This is a genomic window from Flavobacterium sp. 83 (assembly GCF_000744835.1).
Lineage (GTDB): Bacteria > Bacteroidota > Bacteroidia > Flavobacteriales > Flavobacteriaceae > Flavobacterium.
This window is the reverse complement of record NZ_JQMS01000001.1, coordinates 1,103,411-1,126,837: the sequence shown is the minus strand read 5'-3', so window position 1 is coordinate 1,126,837 and position 23,427 is coordinate 1,103,411. Positions and strand designations below refer to the sequence as shown.

At 34.7% G+C, this 23,427-nt stretch carries 21 protein-coding genes and 1 tRNA gene; 15 read left to right on the top strand and 7 right to left on the bottom strand.

From position 1 onward, the window contains the following. The first annotated feature begins 164 nt into the window (after positions 1-164). Entirely contained in the window at positions 165-1,811 is a 1,647-nt protein-coding gene (locus T410_RS04900) for a DUF6377 domain-containing protein (RefSeq protein ID WP_035669112.1), read from the top strand. Between the two features lie 316 nt (positions 1,812-2,127). After that, positions 2,128-4,245 carry a glycoside hydrolase family 97 protein gene (locus tag T410_RS04895; protein WP_035669110.1) on the top strand — a complete coding sequence of 706 codons (2,118 nt, stop codon included), beginning with the start codon at positions 2,128-2,130 and terminating at the stop codon, positions 4,243-4,245. An 83-nt stretch (positions 4,246-4,328) separates the two neighbouring features. On the opposite strand, the gene T410_RS04890 is transcribed toward T410_RS04895, so the two are convergent. The 6 genes from T410_RS04890 to T410_RS04865 form a co-directional block, all read right to left on the bottom strand. Beyond that, the gene (locus T410_RS04890) at positions 4,329-4,790 is read right to left on the bottom strand and encodes an FKBP-type peptidyl-prolyl cis-trans isomerase (RefSeq protein ID WP_035674116.1); all 462 of its coding nucleotides are present in this window, start codon (positions 4,788-4,790) and stop codon (positions 4,329-4,331) included. A 64-nt stretch (positions 4,791-4,854) separates the two neighbouring features. Then, positions 4,855-6,207 (bottom strand): DUF5689 domain-containing protein, encoded by a 1,353-nt coding sequence (locus tag T410_RS04885; protein WP_035669108.1) that lies wholly within the window; start codon positions 6,205-6,207, stop codon positions 4,855-4,857. Between the two features lie 19 nt (positions 6,208-6,226). Further along, positions 6,227-9,064: a TonB-dependent receptor gene (locus T410_RS04880; protein WP_035669106.1), complete on the bottom strand. Its 2,838-nt coding sequence runs from the start codon at positions 9,062-9,064 to the stop codon at positions 6,227-6,229. 398 nt (positions 9,065-9,462) lie between these two features. Continuing rightward, positions 9,463-10,674, bottom strand: a complete 1,212-nt coding sequence (locus T410_RS04875; protein ID WP_035669105.1) for an MFS transporter — start codon at positions 10,672-10,674, stop codon at positions 9,463-9,465. Between the two features lie 206 nt (positions 10,675-10,880). Further along, complete coding sequence (locus T410_RS04870; protein WP_035669103.1) at positions 10,881-11,921, bottom strand: Gfo/Idh/MocA family oxidoreductase; 1,041 nt, start codon at positions 11,919-11,921, stop codon at positions 10,881-10,883. Between the two features lie 231 nt (positions 11,922-12,152). Beyond that, complete coding sequence (locus T410_RS04865) at positions 12,153-13,223, bottom strand: NADH:flavin oxidoreductase/NADH oxidase (RefSeq protein WP_035669101.1); 1,071 nt, start codon at positions 13,221-13,223, stop codon at positions 12,153-12,155. A gap of 291 nt (positions 13,224-13,514) precedes the next feature. Here T410_RS04865 and rseP point away from each other — a divergent pair, with 291 nt between their 5' ends. The 3 genes from rseP (at position 13,515) to T410_RS04850 (ending at position 16,500) form a co-directional block, all read left to right on the top strand. Next, the gene (rseP, locus tag T410_RS04860) at positions 13,515-14,858 is read left to right on the top strand and encodes an RIP metalloprotease RseP (RefSeq protein WP_035669099.1); all 1,344 of its coding nucleotides are present in this window, start codon (positions 13,515-13,517) and stop codon (positions 14,856-14,858) included. Positions 14,859-14,996: 138 nt separating this feature from the next. Next, positions 14,997-15,070, top strand: a tRNA-Asn gene (locus T410_RS04855). Between the two features lie 224 nt (positions 15,071-15,294). Next, positions 15,295-16,500 carry a site-specific integrase gene (locus T410_RS04850; RefSeq protein ID WP_035669097.1) on the top strand — a complete coding sequence of 402 codons (1,206 nt, stop codon included), beginning with the start codon at positions 15,295-15,297 and terminating at the stop codon, positions 16,498-16,500. Positions 16,501-16,537: 37 nt separating this feature from the next. Here the strand turns inward: T410_RS04850 and T410_RS04845 are convergent, their stop codons facing one another. Further along, a complete protein-coding gene (locus T410_RS04845) occupies positions 16,538-16,783 on the bottom strand; it encodes a helix-turn-helix transcriptional regulator (RefSeq protein WP_035669095.1) in 246 nt (81 codons plus the stop codon). 116 nt (positions 16,784-16,899) lie between these two features. Between T410_RS04845 and T410_RS04840 the strand changes: the two genes are divergently transcribed. The 10 genes from T410_RS04840 to T410_RS04795 all read left to right on the top strand — a co-directional run bounded on the left by T410_RS04840 (position 16,900) and on the right by T410_RS04795 (position 23,395). Continuing rightward, positions 16,900-17,307 (top strand): hypothetical protein, encoded by a 408-nt coding sequence (locus T410_RS04840; protein ID WP_035669093.1) that lies wholly within the window; start codon positions 16,900-16,902, stop codon positions 17,305-17,307. A 248-nt stretch (positions 17,308-17,555) separates the two neighbouring features. Further along, the gene (locus T410_RS04835; RefSeq protein WP_035669092.1) at positions 17,556-17,876 is read left to right on the top strand and encodes a hypothetical protein; all 321 of its coding nucleotides are present in this window, start codon (positions 17,556-17,558) and stop codon (positions 17,874-17,876) included. 51 nt (positions 17,877-17,927) lie between these two features. Then, positions 17,928-18,536 (top strand): DUF4339 domain-containing protein, encoded by a 609-nt coding sequence (locus T410_RS04830; RefSeq protein WP_035669091.1) that lies wholly within the window; start codon positions 17,928-17,930, stop codon positions 18,534-18,536. A gap of 159 nt (positions 18,537-18,695) precedes the next feature. Further along, a complete protein-coding gene (locus tag T410_RS04825) occupies positions 18,696-19,028 on the top strand; it encodes a hypothetical protein (RefSeq protein ID WP_035669090.1) in 333 nt (110 codons plus the stop codon). A gap of 22 nt (positions 19,029-19,050) precedes the next feature. Next, entirely contained in the window at positions 19,051-19,455 is a 405-nt protein-coding gene (locus T410_RS04820; protein ID WP_035669088.1) for a hypothetical protein, read from the top strand. 303 nt (positions 19,456-19,758) lie between these two features. Then, positions 19,759-20,103 carry a hypothetical protein gene (locus T410_RS04815; RefSeq protein ID WP_051929487.1) on the top strand — a complete coding sequence of 115 codons (345 nt, stop codon included), beginning with the start codon at positions 19,759-19,761 and terminating at the stop codon, positions 20,101-20,103. A 111-nt stretch (positions 20,104-20,214) separates the two neighbouring features. Further along, on the top strand, positions 20,215-21,105 hold the full coding sequence (locus tag T410_RS04810) for an AAA family ATPase (RefSeq protein WP_035669084.1): 891 nt from the start codon (positions 20,215-20,217) through the stop codon (positions 21,103-21,105). Beyond that, complete coding sequence (locus T410_RS04805; RefSeq protein ID WP_035669082.1) at positions 21,089-22,072, top strand: DUF3871 family protein; 984 nt, start codon at positions 21,089-21,091, stop codon at positions 22,070-22,072. Before T410_RS04810 ends, T410_RS04805 begins: the two co-directional genes overlap by 17 nt. Before the next feature lie 57 nt (positions 22,073-22,129). Then, complete coding sequence (locus tag T410_RS04800; RefSeq protein ID WP_051929353.1) at positions 22,130-22,393, top strand: hypothetical protein; 264 nt, start codon at positions 22,130-22,132, stop codon at positions 22,391-22,393. Positions 22,394-22,582: 189 nt separating this feature from the next. After that, positions 22,583-23,395, top strand: a complete 813-nt coding sequence (locus T410_RS04795; RefSeq protein WP_035669080.1) for a hypothetical protein — start codon at positions 22,583-22,585, stop codon at positions 23,393-23,395. Positions 23,396-23,427 lie beyond the last annotated feature (32 nt).

Sequence of the window (23,427 nt, the reverse complement as noted above, 5' to 3'; positions counted from 1 at the left end):
TTACTTTTAAAAAGTAGTCAATATTCGGGGAATTCGTGGCTAAAAAATTTATCAAAAAAAATTAGCGAATTTGCGGTTATTTTAAAAACTCTTGTTTTTGCCTTGCTTACTTTTGAAGTTCCTTTGAATTTTTAATTATTTTTACAGGAATTAAATTTATTTGAATGTATCGGTTTTTGACTTTACTTTTTGCCTTATTATTCCCCATTTTTCTTTTTGGACAAAATAACTTTGATTCGTTATTAAATGAATTGGATCAAACAGTAGCTGATTCCCAATTGTATTCGAATAAAAAAGAAGATGAAATAAACAAACTCAAAGGATTGCTGAAATACACAGTCGCCGATCTTCAAAAATATGCCATTTACGGAAAATTGTATGCTGAATATAAATTATATCAGTCGGACTCCGCATTGATTTACGCCCGAAAGAGTTTTCAAATAGCCGAAAAATTAAAGGATATCGAAAAGATCAATCATGCCCGATTGAATCTGGCTTCTATCATGGGAACGTTAGGGATGTATAAGGAAGCAACTGACATTCTTACTACCATCAACATCAATACAACTCCCAACTTAAAAGGCTATTATTTTACCGTAAATAGCGTTGTTTATGGCTATATGGCTGATTATGCAGCTTCAACTCAGGAAAAAGAGAAGTATGTTTTACTGACTAAGAAATACCGTGACTCCTCCTTGAATTTTTATCCAACTCAATCAAGTGCTTATATTATGGCGAAGTCCAGCACGCTTCTTGATGCGGGAAAACACAATGAAACAATTAAATTACTGCTGAACTATTTTCCTACTATTGCGCACAACAGCAGTAATCGAGCAGTTATTGCCTATATTATTTCGCAGGCGTATCGCCAAAAAAAAGAACCTCAGCAGGAGAAAAAATGGTTGACCATTTCGGCTATTTCGGATTTACAGTTGGCCAAGAAAGAATACATTTCGTTGCGCTCTTTGGCTTTTCTCATGTATGAAAATGGAGATATTGACCGCGCTTATAAATACATAAAACGCTCTCTTGAAGATGCTCTTTTTTGTAATGCGCGTTTGCGAACCTATGAAATATCAAAGATGCTGCCCATTATCAATGAGGCGTATCAAAAACAAAATGAAACCAATCGATTCCAGTTGGTGCTGTTTTTAATAAGTGCCAGTATATTATCCGCATTCTTATTGGTGCTGCTCTTTTTGCTTTTTAAGCAAATGAAAAAACTGTCCAAAGCAAAGCAGGATTTAAGTTTGGCCAACAGTAAGCTTTCAGAATTGAATACGGAATTAAATACTTTCAATGAGAAATTGAATGAGACGAATTATACGCTGACGGAAGCCAATCTTTTGAAGGAAATATACATTGGTCGGTACATGGATCAATGTTCCGATTACATTGGCAAACTAGACGAATACCGCCGAAAATTGAATGTCATGGCAACGACAGGAAAAATGAACGATTTAATCAGTGCCGTAAAATCAAAACAGTTTGTCGAAAATGAGCTTAAGGAATTCCTCACTACTTTTGACAAAACCTTCCTGCAACTCTTTCCTAACTTTATACAAGAATTCAGTGCTTTATTGATTGATGATGAAGCCATACAATTGAAGGAAGGTGAACTGCTAAATACGGAACTACGAATCTTTGCACTGATTCGTTTGGGCATCAAAGACAGCGCAAAAATTTCGACTTTTCTCCGATATTCAGTTTCTACGATTTATAATTACCGTTCACAACTCAAAAATAAAGCAGCAGGTCCACGGGAGGAATTTGAAGCAAAAGTGATGCGAATAGGAACTAGTTTAAAATAGAAAAAATCTATTTTTTAAGAAGGTTTTCGGGATTAAAACAATCTTGGAGACCTTTTTTTTATTATAAAACTACCACTTTTTTTAAGTAATAAATTTACATAATAAACAGTTATTCAGTATATTGCATCTTGAAAACAGAAACACAATCTACTTTTTTAGAATAACAAAAATATGTAGTGTGTAAACCGCCTACTTTTACTTTCTCGAAATTCGAAATTTGGGTTAAAACTTTGTCTTTTCCAATAAATCGATTTCGTGAAAATCGCATTCTATTACCAAACCTGAAAAATTAATTTATTAAATTCTATTTTAAAAAATGAAACATTTTCTTTTTACAGCCTTAGTGTGGCTCGCTTTTTTGAACACTGCAAATGCACAGCAGTTAAAATCCCCAAATGGGAAATTTGTAATGGAGTTCTCCTTACAAAATGACGGAACACCAATTTACAGTTTAAATTACAAAGGCAAAGCAGTTGTAAAAACAAGTAAATTGGGTCTTGAATTAAAAGATGATAAAAAATCGTTGTTAAATGATTTCAATGTTATTGATACAAAAACAGCAACTTTTGATGAAAACTGGAAACCAGTTTGGGGAGAAGTAGCCTCAATTCGCAATCATTATAACGAATTGGCAGTAACCTTAAATCAAAAAGAAACCGACAGACAAATTGTTATTCGTTTCCGATTGTTTGACGATGGTCTTGGATTCCGTTATGAATTCCCTTCGCAAAAAAACCTTACTTATTTTGTAATCAAAGAAGAAAGAACCCAATTTGCAATGACAGGAGATCATACCGCATTTTGGATTCCTGGAGATTATGACACCCAAGAATATGATTATACTACCTCAAAATTATCTGAAATTAGAGGACTTACTGAAAAAGCAACTACTGCAAATGTATCTCAAAAATCTTTTTCTACAACAGGAGTTCAAACTTCGTTGATGTTGAAAACGAATGATGGAATTTATATCAATTTACATGAAGCTGCATTAATCAATTATTCTTGTATGCATTTGAATTTAGATGACAAGAACATGATATTCGAATCTTGGTTGACCCCAGATGCTAAAGGAGACAAAGGATATATGCAAGCTCCAAGTCATTCACCGTGGCGTACGATTATCGTTAGTGATGACGCAAGAGAAATTCTGGCTTCAAAAATGACATTAAACTTAAATGACCCTAGCAAAATTGAAGATACTTCATGGATAAAACCAGTTAAATATGTGGGTGTTTGGTGGGAAATGATTACCGGAAAAAGCTCATGGGCGTATACTGATGAATTTCCTACGGTACAACTTGGCGTTAGCGATTTTTCGAAAGCAAAACCAAATGGAAAACATGGTGCGAATAACGCCAATGTGAAGAAATACATTGATTTTGCAGCAAAAAATGGTTTTGACGCAGTATTGGTCGAAGGTTGGAATGAAGGCTGGGAAGACTGGTTTGGTCACTCCAAAGATTATGTTTTTGATTTTTTAACTCCGTATCCAGATTTTGATGTCAAAGGTTTGCATGAATATGCCAAATCAAAAGGAATTAAAATGATTATGCACCATGAAACTTCAGGTTCTGTTCGTAATTACGAACGTCATTTGGATAAAGCATACCAATTTATGAAAGACAATGGATACGATGCCGTAAAAAGCGGATATGTTGGTTCTATCATTGAAAACGGTGGAAATCATTATAACCAATTTATGAATAACCACTATCAATATGCTATTGAAAAAGCTGCCGACTATAAAATTATGGTGAATGCTCATGAAGCAGTTCGTCCAACGGGAATTTGCAGAACGTATCCAAACTTAATTGGTAACGAAGCGGCAAGAGGAACAGAATATCAGTCATTTGGAGGTTCAAAACCAAACCACGTAACAGTATTGCCTTTTACCCGTTTAGTAGGAGGACCGATGGATTACACTCCGGGTATTTTTGAAATGGATTTAAGCAAATTGAATCCTGACAATCATTCTCATGTAAATAGTACATTGGCGAATCAACTGGCTTTGTATGTTACTATGTACAGTCCGTTGCAAATGGCAGCAGATTTACCGGAAAATTATGACCGTTTTGCTGATGCTTTTCAGTTTATAAAAGATGTAGCGGTAGATTGGTCTGACAGTAAATACCTTGAAGCAGAACCAGGTCAATATGTTACCGTTGCGCGTAAAGCAAAAGTGACTAACAATTGGTTTATTGGTAATGTAAATGGAGAAACTCCTCGTACCTCAACCATCAAATTTGATTTCTTGGAAAAAGGGAAAAAATATATTGCTACGATTTACGCAGATGCTAAGGATTCGCATTACAAAACAAATCCGCAAGCTTATACGATTCGTAAGATGACGGTAACCAACAAATCAAAACTGGCGCAGTTCAGTGCTCCGGGCGGAGGTTATGCGATAAGCATCGTTGAAACCAAAAAATAATTAATTACAAAAGGCCCTAAAAAAACTGCCCCCAAAAAGTGAAATACTATTTGGGGGCATTTTTATGAAAGAAAAACAAATTCCTAATTCACTGAAATAAGTTTAACTTCAAAAATAAGCACAGAACCTCCAGGAATAGGGCCGCTATCATTACTTCCATAACCTAAGTGAGCCGGTATTAAAAGAATACCGTTTCCTCCTGCTTTAAAATAAGGAATCCCCTCAGTCCAACCTTTTATCACTTGATTCAATCCAAATGAAATTCCTTGCGCTGTACTTTGATCAAAAACATTTCCGTTAGTAAAATAACCTTTGTAAGCCACTGTTACATTAGAAGTCGCAGTAGGTTGAGTTCCTGTTCCGGCTTCGTTAATGATATAATACAATCCTGAATCACTTTTTTGAGCAGTCAAATGATTTTTTGCTATATAATCAACAATTTCTTTTTCATTTTGAACGGTGTAATCAACCGGTTTAGATGCTCCACCATCTGATAAACAAGAAACAAATAGTATAGAAACTAATGCTAATAAAATAGATTTCATAAATTTTAATTTAATTTGTACGGTTGCAAATATATAAAAATACACGCTACATAAATTGTGTTTTTTAATTCCCAAAAACCTGTACATCATCTACTTGAAAAGCACCATCCAAAGCCAAATTTTTCCCTGAACCTGTATATTTGAAAGCTATATTTATTTTGCCTTTGTACGAAGATAAATCCACTGCACCGCTTCCTACAAATTGATACCAAGGCGTGGCTTGTTTGGGTAATTTCGCCAAAACCGGAGTCCAAGTTGCGGTAGCCACATTCAATCCATCAAAATTAGTGGAAACATAAACTTCCAAAGAATTCAATTGGGAATCAACGTCTAAATGATGTTGGGCAGTTCTAAAAGTCAAGATTTCATTAGTATGCTTGTCCATATCTATTTTTGGTGAAATCAACCAAGCCACATTCGAAACTACTTTTGCTCCCGAAATATTAAATTCGGCGTAACCGTTTCCGGAATAAACAGTGCCTTTCCAGAAAAGCGTCCCTTTTTGAACAATATTTGCCCAACCCGGAAGGCTCAAATTTGATTTATCAACTACCGTTTCAAAATCCTGAGAGAAAAAAGGAACAGCTCTGGTTCCAGCCATTACCACATCTTTTTCGGAGCGCGGTAATAGTTGGTAATCCGTTCCATATTTTGTTAAAATTCCTCTTACTTTTCCGCTTCCATCGGGAACCAAACTACTCGAAAAATCAGCGAAACTACTCGTTCTAAAATACACTTGATTTCCTAATTTATCCATCAAACCCCAATTAGTGGCGCCACCCATATTATTGGTTTCTTCAAAATAATGGCGACCAATAGCATCTGTCGTAAACTGAACATCCGATAATTCAACCAACGTATTCAAATTAGAATCATTCAATAAATCTTCCATCGAAATTTTCTTAACTAAAAGTTCTTCTTGTACGGTTGTGCAAGAAGCATTCAGCACTTTTTTATAGTCATTTTGAGAAAGTCGCCCCACGCCGCCTTCATTGTAGGAATTGACAAAAATGCTTCCGATGCGCATCCCGCCAAACGAAATATCGGTATATTGGTCTTTTAGTTTTACATATACTTTATTGCCCAGTCTATAATCAATATACAAATTACTGGCGTCGACAGGCACACTAAAACCTATGGCCGGTGTTGTAGCTGTTGCCAAAGTTTGAAAAGAAATTGACTTGAAAAAATTCCCCGCTTCATCGCTGGAAACAACATAAGCTTCTATGATATCGTCATACTTGTATTGGGTTACAATTGCATTGGCATTTGTTCGAACTTCAGCAACGGTTCGGTTTACGGTTAAATCAGGTTGCGTACAAGTTAGTTTAGGAATATCAACCGCATCATTTACACAGCTTACACAAAGTATGGTGATTGCTATAGAGAAAAATCGATTATAGATAGTCATTTTCATAATAAGTCATTTTTCAAGTTTATAAATTGATTGCAAGATTGACGAAATAGGTTCTTCCATATCCGTAAAAATATTTGTTCCCAAACGATGGAGTTCCGCTGGAAACATCCTGATTGCGTTGTCTGAAATTAGCATTTCTGGCTTGCTCATAACCACCCGTTTTGTAAGTAACATCGAGCACATTATTAATGCTGGCAAAAAGTCCGACATACTTACCGAAAACTCGCCATGACTTACCGCCAACAATATTTAATAAAGTCGTGGGATCAAATTTTTCCTGTTGCAATAATTCCTTGCCTCTTTCTTGGGTCGCTTCAGGAAAAGGAAATCCACTGGCGGGATTGATGAAAAAGTGATCTGTTCTGGCAATGGGAGAAACATCAATATAACTGTTTGCTAAATAATTGATATTAGTTCCAATCCACCAAAACTTAGGATCCCGATATTCAATTCCCAACGAATACGCTTGTTGCGGCGAACCCGGTTGTTTGTAATTTTTTAGTGCTGCAGTTCCAAAATCAAAAACAGGATTCGTATTTTCTATTGAAGCTTCGGCATCATTGGTCACCATTACATTTGGATTACTGTCATACGTATGCTCTCCAAAAGCAGCTGAAAAAGTAGTTTTCAACGTTGGATTCAACTGATATTCCAAACTTAACTCAGCTCCTAGATTTTTCTTGTTCAAATGGGTTAGCGTCTGACTCACAAAAGCGCTGGTGTTGTTATATCCTGCTCCATCGTCAAAAATCCCTTCGGCATAAAAGAATGAAGTTTGTGTGGCATTTTTTATCAAGGTATAAAAAGCGGTAAGTCGGGCTTTGAATTTTGGAGAACGATAAATATAACTGGCGTCCAAACTGCTAATATTCTCACTTTCCAAATTATCAATAATTCTATTATTTAGACGTGAATTGGGGAAAGTATTCCTGATTGTTGGTGCTTTTGTCAAATGCGCTCCGTTGAAAATTAACAATTGTCTTCCGGATATTTTATACGTTACTCCGCCTTTAAACCCAAAATTTTCAAATATTGCTTTCTTACTCTTTCCAAAGGAATTGGTTTCATAAATTCCGTTTTTATACAAACCTTCCCTTTGATAATTGGTATTGGAGAAACTTTGAGCCAAATAAAAATCGACTTTGTTATACGAGAATTTGAATTGTGTAAACGCATCTAGCGTATTGGCAACATAATTATAATTGTAGCCGTATGCATCACCAACAATCACTTGCCTATTTGGATTATTCAAATCTGATTGGGATTGGTTTCCGTTATAAAAACCGTCAATATCTTCAAAATATGCACCGCCTAATAAATCCAAAAGTTTCTGGTAATTGTGTGATTTCAAATTTTTGAAAGAAGCTCCGGCATTCAAAATAATATTTTCCGTCAACTGTGTGTTGAATATTGATGTTGCCAACATTGTTTTATCATCGGTGCGGTCTTCGTATAAAACATACTTACTTTTGGCGGGTTCATAACCTGAAATTATTCCATTTGCATCTGCAATCGAGTTTTGATTGGCTTGATACATCGCATTCCAATCGATTTGAGGATTCGCTAAAAACAACACTTTACTTTTTTCGGCATTCTCTAAATCCGGTATAAATTCTCCCGAAAATTCCCCGTTATCTTTCGCGTATAGCGAACTGTAATAACTCGGCATTTTTCTATAATACGTTGGGTCCGGACTATTGGCATTTTGATAATCGATGTTGCTGTTTCCAATTTTCCCAAACTGATACATCAAACTGGAATTGAGATTGGTGTGGTCGTTTATTTTGAAAAAATGGTTCAGCATAACAATTGGTTCTTCGATGGTTTTCATTCTGGCATTTCTCTTATTCCCATCTTGAAAACCCCAGTATGAATTGTATTTACCGTTTGTCAATTGAGAAACTTCGGTGGTATTTGGCGAATTTTTCCCTCTTGAATTAGGTGTATAAAAAGCGGTAAGGTTTAAGGAATGATTGTCATTCAATTTCTTTTCTACACTTATAAAGGCCGAATTTGCATCATAGTTAGTTCCTTCAAAATAGCCTTCTGTAGCCAGACGTTTTCCTGCCGAAACTACAAATGCCCAGCCTCGTGCATTCATCCCTGAAGCATACGTTCCCATCATGCGCCAACTGTAATTAGTATTGGTTCCAGAAAATGAAATTCTACTTCCGGGTCTGTAAATGGACGCTCGAGTATTGATTTCCTGTGTGCCTAATATTCCGCCAAAAGTATAATCAGAAGGAGCTGTTCCTATAGAAAATTCCTGATTTCGAGTGGCATCATTAAGCCCGCCCCAATCACCCCATTGTGGTCTTCCATCATATAATTTATTCATGGAAATGCCATTAATCATCATTGTGGAATGCTCACTATCCAATCCCCGAATCCTAAAACGGGCTTGCCCCCAATTGAACGCCGCCGCTTGCTGAAAAGCATCTTTGGAGGATTGCAAAAGTCCGGAGGTACTTTCAGAGCCGCTGTTATCATCACTCAAATCACTTTCAGAAAGTGCTATTAAACCGGTTTGTTGTTCTGAAGTTTGGTCTTCTTCTAATAGTATCAGGTCCAAATCGATTATTTCTCCCGCTGTAATCTCAATCGGAAATAAGGCGTCTTTATACCCCTGACTGTGAAATAAAATATATTGTTCACCTGATAAAACAGTATCAAATTTAAACTTTCCGTCAGCTGTTGTCAGCTGCATTAAATTTGTATTTTGAATGGTAACTACAACGGATGCTAGTGGTTGCTGGGTTTTGGAATCGATAACTTTTCCAGAAATACCTGTTTCTTGTTGTCCAAAAGCAAAAGGGATTCCAATAAAAAAGAAGAGAATTAGGGTAATTTTTTTCATAAGCACATTATATCTTTTGTAAGCGAATGAGAATACGCCAATGAATAAAGACTCTTTATCCTGAAAGAGGATAAAGAATAAAATAATGGAAAATGTTTTTGGAAATTATAATTTGATACCGAATGAAATTCTGCTGAAAGGCGTGGTGTTTAGAATTTCTAATTGTAAATATAAGAAAAAAACTATAAGTCTATTATTTTTTATAAATAAAATCTTATAATTTTTGAAAAACTATTTTATCAGTTATTATACTTATAAATGTCCTATGAATTAAAAAACGTATTTAATAGCCCCGATGGCAGCAAGTATCCTTTTTTCTCGTTTTTTTCGAGACAAAAGATACTGTGTACAGCGGGTGTGAACGTTTATAAAAAAAGAGTAGTTGTGCTCCTAAAAAACTACTGAATTGCCTTGATTCTGGAAACCATGAATGCAATCAGAAAACCAAAAATACCTATAAAAGCGAATGAGAATCGCAAGCTGGATAATTCAGCAATATATCCTATAACGGGTGGCCCCATTAAAAATCCAAGGAAACTTACGCTTGAAACTATTGTTAAAGCTTCACCGGGAGGAACTGTTGGGTTTTTTCCTGCAATACTATATAAAGTAGGGACAATAGTGGAAACACCAACTCCTACGAACATAAATGCAATAGTTGACGGAATTATAAATGGGAAAAATACAGAGGTAAATAATCCCGCTGAAATCATTATTCCGCTGATTTGCATGACTGGTTTTCTTCCAAATTTATGTATCAGGCCATCACCAAAAAAGCGCCCTCCAGCCATCATAATCATAAACGAAGTATAACCTAAAATCACTAATGGTCCAGGTGCTTTGATTACATCTTTGAAATAAACACCGCTCCAGTCAAACATGACTCCTTCGCTCGCCATGCAGCAAAAACCAATTATACCAAGCCAAATTAAGGCACTATCTGGTTTTGTAAATAATTTTTTCTTTTCGGTTTTGATGGTTTCTTTGGCTTTTACCAGGAATTTATAATTAAAAGCAATCATCAATAGCACAACTCCAGCCACTATTAAAAAATGTTCGTATGGCGTAAGTTCTAGCGCTAACATTCCTAAACCAACTAATGCACCGGTAAATCCTGCAAAACTCCACATCCCGTGAAAAGAGGACATGATGGTTTTCTTGAAAAGCTCTTCGGTATAAACACCTTGTGTATTTACAGCTATATTAGTTAAGTTTCCAAATATTCCAAAAACAAACAACCCTAATGATAGTTGCCATGAAGTTGAAGCCAAACCTAGATTTGTCAAACTAAAAACATATAATATTGCTGAGATGAAAAGGATGCGGTGGCTCCCAAAACGGGTGACTAATTTTCCGGAGAAAGGCATCACTACCAATTGTCCTAATGGTACTGCAAATAATATTGACCCTAATTCTCCTGAACTTAAATGCAATGCCGTTTTGATATCCGGGATTCTACTTGCCCAAGTGGCAAAACACAAACCCATTCCAAAATAAAACATAGATACCGCCCATCGAATTCTATTTAGATAAGAAATCTTGGCATCTTTATACGTTTTTTTGAATTTTGCTTTGGTTTTGAACCTGCCTAAAAAGTTTAAATCTATCAAAAGGATTTGATTTTAGAGTTTTATGAGAACAAAAATACAAAAAGCATTCATTCATTACCTCTTAACAACACATCCCGAAAAAAATATATCGTTATTGTTTATAAAAACTACCAATTATGCATTAAAAATAATTACCGCGAATTCGCAAATTTTATAAAGTAAAAAATAGCGAATTCGCGGTTAATTGCGGAACTTTTGAAAAAAATCTACAAATCAATCACTCGCTTTTCTGCACTACTTTGTATTGCCGCTTCAATGATTTGTATTACATGAACTCCATCCTGGGCGGTTACCGGCTCTAGTGCATCATTTGAAATGGAATTGTAAACGCCATCAAAAAAATCGTAGTAATTGCCTTGAAGTGTTGGTACATTTTCCTTTAATATATCAGTATGAAACTCCGTATGAAGCAATCCTTCTTTACTCTTATCTTCTTCGCCCCAAGTATCGCGATTCGGTTTTTTTCCAAGTTTCAAATCATCTTCCTGTACATCGCCACGCGGTTTCAAGAAAGAACCCTTTTTACCATGAACCACAAATGCCGGGATTGCTTCCCTGACAAAAAATCCCGCTTTTAATCGAACACGAAAATCAGGATAATACAACAAGAGGTCTATATAATCGTCAACTAAAGAATGTTCTCTAGTGATTCTGATATCCGCAAAAACAGATTCAGGCAAACCAAATAAACACAACGCCTGATCTATTAAATGCGGTCCTAAATCCTTTAGAATTCCGGCACCGGAATTGGCAGTTTCTTTATGTGCTTTTGGACTCAAAAGCGGATTGTAGCGGTCAAAATGGAATTCGGCTTCCACAATATCCCCCAATTTTTTCTCTGAAATAATTTTCTGTACCGTTTTGAAATCGCTGTCCCATCTTCTGTTTTGGAAAACGGCCAGTTTCACTCCTCTTTCTTTTGCCAAAGCAGCTAATTCCTGCGCTTGGGCAACGGTGGTGGTAAATGCTTTTTCGACAATGGCGTGTTTTCCTGCAAGCAATACTTTTTTGGCATATTCATAATGCGTATCCACCGGCGTATTAACAATTACCAAATCGACATCGTCTTCGAGTAAAGCCTCCATTGTGGCATAACTTTTAACCGAAGGATAATCTTCTCGTATCAGTTTTTTGCTTCTTTCCCAAGAACCAATCAGTTCAAATCCTTCATGAAAGGATATAAACGGTGCATGGAACACTTTTCCTGACATTCCGTAGGAAAGTAAAGCAGTTCTTATTTTTTGCATGTGCTGTTTTTTTTAGTCGAACACGAATTTATAACTTTTAATTTAAAAATTTACAGGAACTTATATTCCCTATATATTTCAAAGTGTACCATATAGGGAATATAAGTTCATTCAAGAATTGGTTCTTGTTACCCATTCGAGCCTTTTTGTTCGATTTAAATATTAAAAAGAATCTCGACTGCGCTCGATTTGACATAAAAAACTTCGTGTTCTCAAAGATAAAATGTGTGATTATTTAATTTTTGCTCTTTCGTATTGTTTCGGCCATTGAATATCGGCTTGAAGTTCCTCGGCGAATGTCAATCCTAAATTGGGATTTCTAAGTGATTCTCTGGCGAACAAAACCAAATCAGCTTTTCCGGATGCAATTATTTCTTCTGCTTGAGCGGATGCAGTAATTAAACCCACAGCGGCTGTCCTAATTGCAGTTTCTTCTTTTATTTTTTCTGCAAAAGGAACTTGGTAACTCGGTCCTAACGGAATTTGTTGGTATGAGACTAATCCACCTGAAGAAACATCAATTAAATCAACTCCTTTTTCTTTTAGTATTTTCGAAAGCTGTACTGATTCTTCAATGTTCCAGCCGCCTTCCGCCCAGTCTGTAGCAGAAATTCTAACGAATAAAGGCAGGTTTTCCGGCCATTCCGATTGTACTGCTTCTATAATATCTAAAGTAAAACGGATGCGGTTTTCGAAACTTCCTCCATATTCATCTGTGCGAAAATTAGACAAAGGAGAAAGAAATTGATGCAATAAATAGCCATGTGCGGCATGAATTTCCAGTACTTGAAAACCGGCTTGAAGCGCTCTTTTGGTAGCTGATTTAAAATCGGAAATTACTTTTTCAATTCCTGTTTTATCTAATGCGATTGGCGTTTTTTCATTGTCGTGATACGCTATTGCACTTGGCGCTACTGTATCCCAACCACCATGGGTTTCGTCTAATTTTCTACCTCCTTCCCAGGGAGCGGCTGCACTTGCTTTTCTTCCGGCATGCGCCAATTGGATTCCGGGAACTGAATTCTGACTCACAATAAAACGATTAATCGCTTGCATCTTTTCGATTTGTTCGTCTTTCCAAAGTCCCAAATCAGCTGGGGAAATTCTACCTTCGGGAGAAACTGATGTCGCTTCCTGAATAATTAATCCTGCTCCGCCGCTGGCACGACTACCCAAATGTACCAAATGCCAGTCATTAGCAAAACCATCTGTTGCCGAATATTGGCACATCGGTGAAATAACAATTCTATTTTTGAGTGTGGTATTTTTTATTTGAAGTGGTGAAAACAACTGTGCTGCCATTTGTATGAAGTTTAATTTAAAAATGATTTTCTAAAAAAGTAGTTCGACAGGATTTATTTGGAAATAATAAACAGCAAGCTTTTGAAAAAAGCATCTATTTTTATGTGGTTTAAATTATGCTTTGCTATTTCTCAACATTTCCTGAAAAAGTAAAGTTAAGGGACATAACCGAAAGTAAAAATTGAAATTTAATTAATTAACAAACATTTAAAACGGTATGGAACAATTATTGTAAATTAAACAAATAGAAAACCTTACTTTTGTAAGTTGTAAAAGAACTAAAATTAAAAAATGGACATAGTTATCAAGCTTTCTCAATTTTTATTGAGCTTATCATTACTTATTATACTTCACGAATTAGGACATTTTATTCCTGCTAAATTGTTTAAAACCAGAGTCGAAAAATTTTACTTATTTTTTGATGTTAAATATTCTCTTCTAAAAAAGAAAATTGGCGAAACTGAATACGGTATCGGTTGGTTGCCTTTGGGTGGTTACGTAAAAATTTCCGGAATGATTGACGAAAGCATGGACAAAGAGCAAATGGCTTTGCCACCTCAACCATGGGAATTTCGTTCAAAACCGGCTTGGCAACGTTTAATCATTATGCTTGGCGGTGTTACCGTGAATTTCATTTTGGCCTTTATCATTTACATTGGGATGGCATTTGCTTATGGCGATACTTACATTGCTAACTCGAATTTGAAAGACGGTCTTTTGATTGAAAACAAAGCCATGCAAAATGCAGGTTTCAAAACAGGTGACAGAATCATTTCTATAGATGGTGAAAAAGTTGAACGTTTCGATAATGGAATCAATGCCAAAGTAGTTATGGGGAAACAAGTTCTTATTGAAAGAAACGGAACGGAGCAGTCTATCACAATGCCAAATGATTTTGTAGACCAATTATCAAAACAAGAAAAAGCACCATTAGTATCTATTAGAATGCCATTTGTTATTGGAGCTGTTGCTGCAGATTCTAAAAATACGGCCTTACTACCCAAAGATATTGTTACTGCTCTTAATGGTCAAAAAACAAAATACTTTGATGAAGCGAAAACAGTTTTGGAAAATAATAAAAACAAAACCATTACCGCAACTGTTTTAAGAGACCAAAAGGAAGTGCAAATACCTGTTACCGTTTCTAAAGACGGAAAACTAGGCGTGCAAATTGGAGGTTTAGGAATGGACTCATTAGAAAAACTAGGATACTATAAAGTAAGCAAGCAAGAATTTAGTTTCTTAGAATCTATCCCGGTAGGAATTACCAAAGGAAAAGACCAGTTAGTAGGGTATGGAAAACAACTGAAAATGATTTTCAGTCCAAGTACCGGCGCTTACAAACAAGTAGGTGGTTTTAAAGCCATATTTGATATTTTCCCCAATACTTGGAGCTGGGAAGTTTTTTGGACCATCACCGCTTTGTTATCGATAATGCTTGGTGTAATGAACTTATTGCCTATTCCGGCACTTGATGGTGGTCATGTAATGTTTTTATTATATGAAATTGTTAGTGGTAAAAAACCAAGTGATAAATTCCTAGAGAATGCACAAATGGTTGGTTTTGTATTACTTATAACACTGTTACTATTTGCTAATGGAAACGACATTTACAAGTCAATTCTTGGGAAGTAAAAAAAAATAAAAAAAGTTCGTTTTTTATTTGCAAAAACCAAATGATAGCCTATCTTTGCACCGCTTTACAACTGAAACATACATCACAATAAAGCAATTAAAAACGTTCATTCCTTATCAGAATAAAAACATACAGTTTCCTTCTTAGCTCAGTTGGTTAGAGCATCTGACTGTTAATCAGAGGGTCCTTGGTTCGAGCCCAAGAGAGGGAGCTTTTTAAAAAGACTTTACAGCAATGTAAGGTCTTTTTTGTTTTAAAGCGGTAGTAAAATCGGGACTTCGTGGTGGTTCAGCAGATAAGAGCAGATTTCAGCTTTTGCCAAGTTGCCAAGTTATTTTGCAAAAAAAAGGCAACATATTAGGCATCATCTCTTTTTCTAAAAGGCATCACTTTTTTTATCGTAACCAATTGCATGTCTGACTAAAACAAAAAGTTATGACAACAGACAATTTCAAAATTCTATTTATTGAAGGAAAGAATAGAAAAAACAAGAAGAATCAATCTCCATTATTTTGCCGACTAACCCTAAATGGGAACAGAAAACAGCTTAGCACAGGCATTAATATTGAGTCCGAGCATTGGGATACCAAAAACCAAGTAATTCTAAAATCCCACAAATCTGCAATTCTATACAACTCTCAACTTGACAAGATAAAATCTAAGGTCAATAGCATCTACATGATTTTAAGATTACAAGAAAATCCTTTTTCTATTGAAGACATTCACGACAAATACTTTGGCAAAGAACTAAAGAAAAGTGAATTCATTCTCTCCTACTACAAACAGTATCTAGCCAAAATTAAAAAACTAGTAGGACTAGAAATCAAAGATAACACCTATAACAAGTTCGTTTATGTAGGCAACCATTTAGAAGCTTTCCTAAAATGGAAATATAAGAAAACAGATTACCCACTAAAAGAACTCAGTCTACAGTTTCTAAGTGATTTTGACTACTATTTAAAGACCGAGAAGAAGCAAGAACAAATTACCATCAACAAAACCATTCAAAGGCTAAGAACGTCAATAAAACAGGCTATTTCAGAAGGCTATTTGGATAGAGATCCATTTATACTTCACAAGTCTAAAACAGTCCGTAAAACCGTTATATTCCTTACTACAGAAGAACTCAAAACCCTTGAAGAAGCAGTATTGCAACAAAAAAGATTAAGCACCATTCAAGACTTATTTATTTTTTGTTGCTACACAGGACTAGCCTATAATGAAATGGCAAATCTTGAGAAGCAGAACATCCAAATAGGGTTTGATAACATTAACTGGATTCAGATGAAGAGAGAGAAAACACAGCGTCAAATCTCAATTCCAATTCTACCAAAAGCACAAGAAATTATTGAGAAATACTCAACCGATAGTAACAACATATTCCCACCAATAAGCAATCAAAAATTCAATTCTTATCTCAAGGAAATTTCAGCTATAACTGGAATTGAAAAAAGATTGACGCACCATATTGCCAGGAAAACATTTGCTTCTACTGTTTTGCTTTATAACGATGTTCCAATGGAAATTGTATCAGAACTACTTGGTCATTCTAACATGGTTATTACACAGGAAAGTTACGGGAAGGTAGTGCAGAAGAAAGTAAGTGAAGCGATGTCTAATCTAAAGGACAAATTGAAATAGTATAGAATGAGTCTAACACATTTAACACGTTTTAGGCTCATTTTTCATTTAAAATATTGATTCCTTCAAAAATTTCATTTACATCTATACCCAAAGCAAAACAAAATCTCAATAGTAAATCAACAGTCATTCTTTGTTCATTTCTAAACACTCTTCTTACGGTAGTTTCTGAACATAGTGCTGCTCTAGCAAATTCAGATTTATTCCCATCGAATTTTACAAGGAACTCTTTGTATATCCTTTTGACTAATTCATGTTCTATCTGTTCTAGATGCTTCTGCATTGGACAAAGAAAACAAACAGTTAAATCAAAATTCTTTTCATTGGTCGACTTATAAGTCGAAAATTAAATTAGATTTGTATACCAAATTATCTCTTTAGGTATAATGCTATTTTGAAATGAAAACCACACTTACAATCTCTGAAATCTCAACACATAACGGAGTTAAAATGTTATACCAGAATCCCGAACCATTATTCTCTTCCAACCTAGAAAATGACGACGAATACAGTAACTTCATGTCATCACTTCAAATCGCTGATGTGAAAAATGCGTTCAAATTCAACATAAGATACACAGATGGTGAATATACACGCAAATTAGAAATCAAAGGGTATAATTTATCTGAAATGGTTAATATGATTTTATATGACGAGAATAACGAAATCATTGTGAATGAAGACTTCCTTAGAATTGCATCGGACAAAATACTATTAGAAGTACGTAAACTTATCGACTTACCGGAAGAACTTACAGATGCTTCATTTACAATAAAACATGGTTCAATCTCAACTGCATATTATTAGTGGCTTGAATTCATAAAATGGTCAGAAAATCACTAAAAGTGGGTATTGTGAGCAGTAAGTATTACACCTTCCTTTGTTCGCAAATGACCATTATTTTAAGCAAAAAAAATTAACACAATCCCAGATTATGAAGCAAATATTATTACTAGTTATACTAATATCCGTTTCAATTTTCTCACAAACAGGACAATTACTGCTTCAGAATGAATTAAGGTTTTAATTAAAAATCAAACAATGAAACAACATCAATGGAAAAAATTAAGGCTCAATTGATTTTATCAATCACCAATAATAACCCTGAATCATTTTTGCCTTTTCTTATGTCAGCGGAGGTAGAAACAGAAGCTCCTAATAAAGATAATTTTTATAAATTTTTCAAAGGAATGCTTAATCATGCTCATGAGAGTTCGGAAGGACAACTTACATTGAAAATAGAACAGCCAACTTTGGACACAGATAAAGAAGCACTTAATTACAACTTTTATGACAACACCCATAAATATCCCCTCCTTTCAATCTTAGTTAAAGAAAACAACAATCTAATCTCTTTAGATGTAATACCCTTTTAAAATAAAAAACACGTAATAAATCATTAACAAAACATTATAAAACACAAATAAATGAAAGAATATTATTATCTAACTGGAAAAGATCAAAATGGTCCTTTTACAATTGAAGAACTTATGTCTAAAGGACTGGCACAAGAAACATTGGTTTGGTCTGAAGGAATGGGAACTTGGGAAAAACTAGAATATATTCCAGATGTAATTCACTATTTAAATCCTAAATCAATAACACCTCCAGTACCGTCCTACATTATAGAAGAAATAAACAATACAGAAACTTCAGAACAATTAAAAGAAAAAGCAGAAAGAACATCAGACTCAATCAAACCAATGACGTGGTTGATTCTTTGGTGTGCATTTCACCTTTTTGCTTTATTAATGTCTACAAGTAAAATAGATCCTTTCAATAACCTTAGGGGAGAATCTAGAAGCGACAAGTTTTGGCCTTTTGTAGAGTTCGTCGAAGAAGATGCACGTTTTATTCCTGACGATCCTTTCTATTATTCCTCTTCCAGAAGCAATGAATCAGGAAATAACACAATTCCAGGAAGATCGGAAGACGATTTTAACGGAATTTTTGCTCAATACGATTGGACAGAATTTGCTTTCTATGTAGGTGGAGCTCTAATATTATTCTTGCTTGTAAGAACTAGAAAAGTCTAATTATAAGAAAACCACAGAAAAAAGGTAAGAGAAGCAGAGATTAAGATTTGTAAAGAGAAAATCATACCAGTACAGAATTCAGGAACGGAGATACAATACCTTTCACAATTAAACAACATGAAGAAGTTTTTATTATTAGTAGTATTAGTCACAGTGTCAATGAGCGCTCAATATCACAAATTTGAGTTCAACACAATAAGAACCGGAGATACATCAGGGCGATTAGGAATTCAACACTACTCAAAGAGCACTATTGAAATTTACTTTGAGAATGAAAAACAATACCTAGCTTGGACAACTGCAGATGGACTAACAAACAGAGCATTAATAGTGAGCGCTCCTGAAAAAAAGACAGATAACACAAACGAAGACTACATTCTTTACAAGTTGGAATTTTCAAATGGAAAAAGATCTGTTGCAATGTTTTATCAGAATCCTAAGATAGGAGTATTATTAATAGAAGCCAAGGATATTACATTCTTAACTATATAACAATCAATTAAACAAATTAAAAATGAAAAAGTTATTATTATTACTAGTTATGTTAGTTTCAATTACAATCTCAGCCCAAAACCACGGGTACTCAAATCTATTCAAGTTCGTTCGCGGATACAAAGTGAACGGAAGTAGCGAAATTACATATTGTAGCGGAAGTATGGACGTGTATTTAGGTAAGCAATGGAATAACGCAGAATTGAGAATAGGGAACGACTACACAAACTTTGACGGAACGAAAGATACCTACGAACATCACACAAAGGATGGTTTAATGTATACACAGTATTTCTTTGTGCAGCACAAAACTAAACACAAGTATACGTTAACGGTATATACTGACGATCAGAGAGATATGGAGTTATTTAGTAATACAGGCAAATCGTATGTTTTAGTAATCGATCACCCTCCGGTGTTTAATTAAAAGTTAAGGCAAGAACAAACTAGATGACTTAAATATGTCAATAGTTAGCAAGCGCTGAAATTCTTTCTTTGCAAATAAAGCCGAATGACATAGAAGAGCTGTAGCTTAAAAGTTCTCACAAGGGATTAGAGTAATTGGATTATTTTGAATATTGTTTTTACCAATTCATAAAGCGACAGAAGTTATCAGTAAAATTTTAATTTTTTTTTGAAGTCATACACTACATAAACCACACTTCACCCCCTACTCATTTTATAATTTGGGATATGCCCGTCAATGTTTAATCTTAAAATTATAAAAACTATGGTTACAATTGTGGATTACAAAAAATATCAAAGAGAGAATGGGGAAACCTTCTACGCTCTTGAAGTACAAGGAGGAATCGAATCTGTTAAAAGTAAAGAAACCGGAAAGACTTACTTTACAGCGCGAACAACTAAAGTACCGTGTACGTTTAATGAACCAACCTGTAAGGCACTACTAGGAACTCAAATGCCCGGAACTATAAAAAAGGTAACAGTAGAACCTTATGAATTTACCATCAGGGAAACGGGCGAAATCATCAAAATGTCGCACCGATACGAATACCTTTCAGAAGAAGAAAGCATAGTTGAAAGCAACGTGCTAAAAAATGAAATGGTGTACTAAAACACCTCACTATAAGTAATTAAGGAACTCTCAAAAGGAGTTCCTTTTTTTTTATAACAATAATTTTATTATGTCGAATAACGACCAATAACAACATCAAATAATATCAGTATGAAATTACAAAAAGCACAAAGAAACCAAGTGAAATTAAGACTGGGTTTAAGCGGAGCAAGTGGCTTTGGTAAGTCTTATTCAGCATTACTATTAGCTTACGGAATCACTAACGATTGGACTAAAATAGCTATAATCGATACAGAAAACAACAGTGCCAGTCTCTACTCTCATTTAGGAGATTTTAACGTATTGTCGTTGAATGAGCCATACGCTCCAGAGCGTTATATTCAAGCCATTGAGGTTTGCGAGAAAGAAGAAATTGAAGTAGTTATAATTGACAGCATTACACACGAATGGTCTGGAAAAGGAGGTTGCTTGGAACTACATGAACAACTTGGAGGAAGATTCCAAGATTGGGCTAAAATAACTCCGCGTCATCAAGCCTTTATCGATAAAATTCTTAATTCAAACTGCCATGTAATTACTACTGTACGACGCAAAACGGATTACAGTCTTGATAAAGATGGAAATGGTAAGACTAAAGTAATGAAGCTAGGAACTAAGGAAATTACAAGAGACGGTTTTGAATATGAGCTGACAGTCAATTTTGAGCTTATAAATGACAATCATCTTGTTACCGCTTCTAAAGATAGAACTGGTTTGTTCTCTGGGAAACCCGAATTCATTATTAATTCATCCACAGGAAAGAAGCTTATTGAATGGTGTAATCTGGGGATTTCAGTTGAAATAGCGATGTCTGAAATCAATGCTTGTGAGAATCTTGAGGGATTGAAGCATGTGTATTCAAAATATCCTTCGCTTCAAAAGCAGATTCACAATGCCATTATGAACAGAAAAAACCAGATAGAAAACATCGCTAGTCACCTAGTCGATGAAAAAGAAATTGTAAAACCATTAATTGAAGAGAACCATGGAATTAGTACTTAATAGTAGCATCAACGAGCATCTAGTAGATGACAACGAGATAATAAACAAACCATCAAGTAGTTTTATTGAAGCCAATACTGAAATAGTGAGCTTAGAGCATCTGGAAAAAGATTGTATAATCCCTGTATTCTCAAAGGATAACGAGTCAACAATTAGTCATTTTCAGTTTGTAGATAAATGCCAACAAATAATTCAAAAATTACTGCCTGGGGTACTTCAGAAAACACCTGATATTAGAGTAAGCCACGTAGTAAAAGGAAGAATTCCATCAGCAATTGGAAAACCTGCAAAAGATCTTGAAGAACACGAAAAAACCATTTATTACGAACGATGTGCCTTCATTATAGACTTACCCTCGACAAAGCAAATTATTAATGGAAATGAGCTTACATTGAGTATTGGCGGAGTGCGAGCCTATAATCAGGAGAACCTTTATTCCAAGAAATCAATGGAAAAATTCAAAGTCTTTATTGGTTTCAAAAATAAGGTGTGTACCAACTTGTGTATTAGTACAGATGGATTTTCCAATGAAATAAGGATATCTTCCATTTATGAACTAGAAGACAAAATGATTGAGCTATTCTCTAATTACAAGAGAGATAATCACCTTAAAATGATGGAAAGGATGATTGAATACAAGTTGTCTGAAACGCAATTTGCACACTTAATTGGAAAATTCAGAATGTTTACGCACTTAGACAAGCACACACAGAAGTCAATCTTCCCAATTTCATTGAATGACAGTCAGATAAACAATATTGTGAAAGACTATTACCAGTGTCCAAACTTCTCAAGAAGTCAGGATGGTTCGATAAGTTTCTGGAATCTGTATAACTTATTTACGGAAGCCAACAAATCCTCTTACATCGATAATAACCTAGAACGTAATGTCAACGCATACGAACTAATCAACGACCTAGGTAAATCGATCCAAAATAACATTCCCAATTGGTTCCTACATTATTAATCATAGCTCTTTTGTTAGGTAAGGAACACTTTACGGGAGGTAGAGAAAGAAGAAATTATGGAAGACCATGAATTAGCAGATGTGTTACAATACAGCTCGCCTAAAGAACTTTATGTAATTACCTATTACAATGCACTCAAATTACTTATTTGCCCTTTCAAGGTCAAGGTATTATCCAATGTTGGAATGCTTCGTAGAGGGCAATTAGTTTGGGTTAGTGAGGTTAAAGTAACAACAGAATTAAAAACAATTTTTATAATAAAGGGGAATGCTTACCATTACCACTCTTTTGAAATTCTTATTGAGGAATCTATAGAGTAACTATTATAAAACAAGGAGTTATGCTGAATTTCGATAACCAACTTTTGAGACGGTTTCTCCTTTATCAATAAAACCACTGAAAAAGTTTTTTTGTACAAATTGAAAACGGAGAGATTCTGTCTCTCCATTTTTTATCTCATTAAAAAACGATTAATATTGTAGAACTAAAACTTTAATGCTACAAGCACCATGCAACTTGATAAACTAATCGCCGATCTTAAGGAATTTAAAAAAACTGATTGGTTAGAAAAAGGATTTCGTGACTTATTTAGTAAAATAAATGAATTTGAGACTTGTACTCCTAACTATAAATTTGACCAGTTCACATACAATGCTCCTGTTGTAATAAATGAAGAAATAGTTGACACTGAAGTAGTAGTAACTTTTGAAAGCTTTAAATTACAGAAGTTTAAAGCAAAAATAAAAACAATCTACAATAAGTTCGAAAGCCTATCTCAAATAGAAAAAATTTATTACTGTGAATCCCTAGTATCTCAACTTAAACAAACATCTAATTACTTCGGTAGAGAGCCCGAACTAAAGTTTTACCATCCTGAATTAAAATTAGCTGTTAAAGACTTATCCACTGCTTATTCACTTTATCTAAATAAAACTACGAAGAGAAATTCGTTCAAATACAATAGTAGTAGTTTTATTAAAATACAAATTCTACACAAGGTTTTAAAGAACAACGATTTAATTGGAAATGAAATATCTCTCGATGATTTTGAACTTGTTTTTAAAAACGAAATCATTAAGAAATTAATTCGCTGGACTGGTAGCACAAGCGAACTCAAATATTTTATTAAAATTATCAATACTCCTGAATACGGCTTTGAAGATACTAAAGATGAAAAATGGCAAATTGCTGTAAATTGCTTTGTCAAAGTTAAAACAAGATCACTTGAAACTATTGATTACAAAAATTTAAGGACTTACAAGATAACTCCGGGTGCAATTAATAAATTAGATTCTTTAATAGTAAAACCTCTTCTACAATAAGTCAAAAAAACACTATTTTCATACTCTACAAC

Bases quoted from the DNA above. Each gene is read 5' to 3' on its own strand.
- T410_RS04900 (WP_035669112.1), top strand. From the start codon at position 165: ATGTATCGGTTTTTGACTTTACTTTTTGCCTTATTATTCCCCATTTTT.
- T410_RS04895 (WP_035669110.1), top strand. From the start codon at position 2,128: ATGAAACATTTTCTTTTTACAGCCTTAGTGTGGCTCGCTTTTTTGAAC.
- T410_RS04890 (WP_035674116.1), bottom strand. From the start codon at position 4,790: ATGAAATCTATTTTATTAGCATTAGTTTCTATACTATTTGTTTCTTGT.
- T410_RS04885 (WP_035669108.1), bottom strand. From the start codon at position 6,207: ATGAAAATGACTATCTATAATCGATTTTTCTCTATAGCAATCACCATA.
- T410_RS04880 (WP_035669106.1), bottom strand. From the start codon at position 9,064: ATGAAAAAAATTACCCTAATTCTCTTCTTTTTTATTGGAATCCCTTTT.
- T410_RS04870 (WP_035669103.1), bottom strand. From the start codon at position 11,921: ATGCAAAAAATAAGAACTGCTTTACTTTCCTACGGAATGTCAGGAAAA.
- T410_RS04865 (WP_035669101.1), bottom strand. From the start codon at position 13,223: ATGGCAGCACAGTTGTTTTCACCACTTCAAATAAAAAATACCACACTC.
- rseP (WP_035669099.1), top strand. From the start codon at position 13,515: ATGGACATAGTTATCAAGCTTTCTCAATTTTTATTGAGCTTATCATTA.
- T410_RS04850 (WP_035669097.1), top strand. From the start codon at position 15,295: ATGACAACAGACAATTTCAAAATTCTATTTATTGAAGGAAAGAATAGA.
- T410_RS04845 (WP_035669095.1), bottom strand. From the start codon at position 16,783: ATGCAGAAGCATCTAGAACAGATAGAACATGAATTAGTCAAAAGGATA.
- T410_RS04840 (WP_035669093.1), top strand. From the start codon at position 16,900: ATGAAAACCACACTTACAATCTCTGAAATCTCAACACATAACGGAGTT.
- T410_RS04835 (WP_035669092.1), top strand. From the start codon at position 17,556: ATGGAAAAAATTAAGGCTCAATTGATTTTATCAATCACCAATAATAAC.
- T410_RS04830 (WP_035669091.1), top strand. From the start codon at position 17,928: ATGAAAGAATATTATTATCTAACTGGAAAAGATCAAAATGGTCCTTTT.
- T410_RS04825 (WP_035669090.1), top strand. From the start codon at position 18,696: ATGAGCGCTCAATATCACAAATTTGAGTTCAACACAATAAGAACCGGA.
- T410_RS04820 (WP_035669088.1), top strand. From the start codon at position 19,051: ATGAAAAAGTTATTATTATTACTAGTTATGTTAGTTTCAATTACAATC.
- T410_RS04815 (WP_051929487.1), top strand. From the start codon at position 19,759: ATGGTTACAATTGTGGATTACAAAAAATATCAAAGAGAGAATGGGGAA.
- T410_RS04810 (WP_035669084.1), top strand. From the start codon at position 20,215: ATGAAATTACAAAAAGCACAAAGAAACCAAGTGAAATTAAGACTGGGT.
- T410_RS04805 (WP_035669082.1), top strand. From the start codon at position 21,089: ATGGAATTAGTACTTAATAGTAGCATCAACGAGCATCTAGTAGATGAC.
- T410_RS04800 (WP_051929353.1), top strand. From the start codon at position 22,130: ATGGAAGACCATGAATTAGCAGATGTGTTACAATACAGCTCGCCTAAA.
- T410_RS04795 (WP_035669080.1), top strand. From the start codon at position 22,583: ATGCAACTTGATAAACTAATCGCCGATCTTAAGGAATTTAAAAAAACT.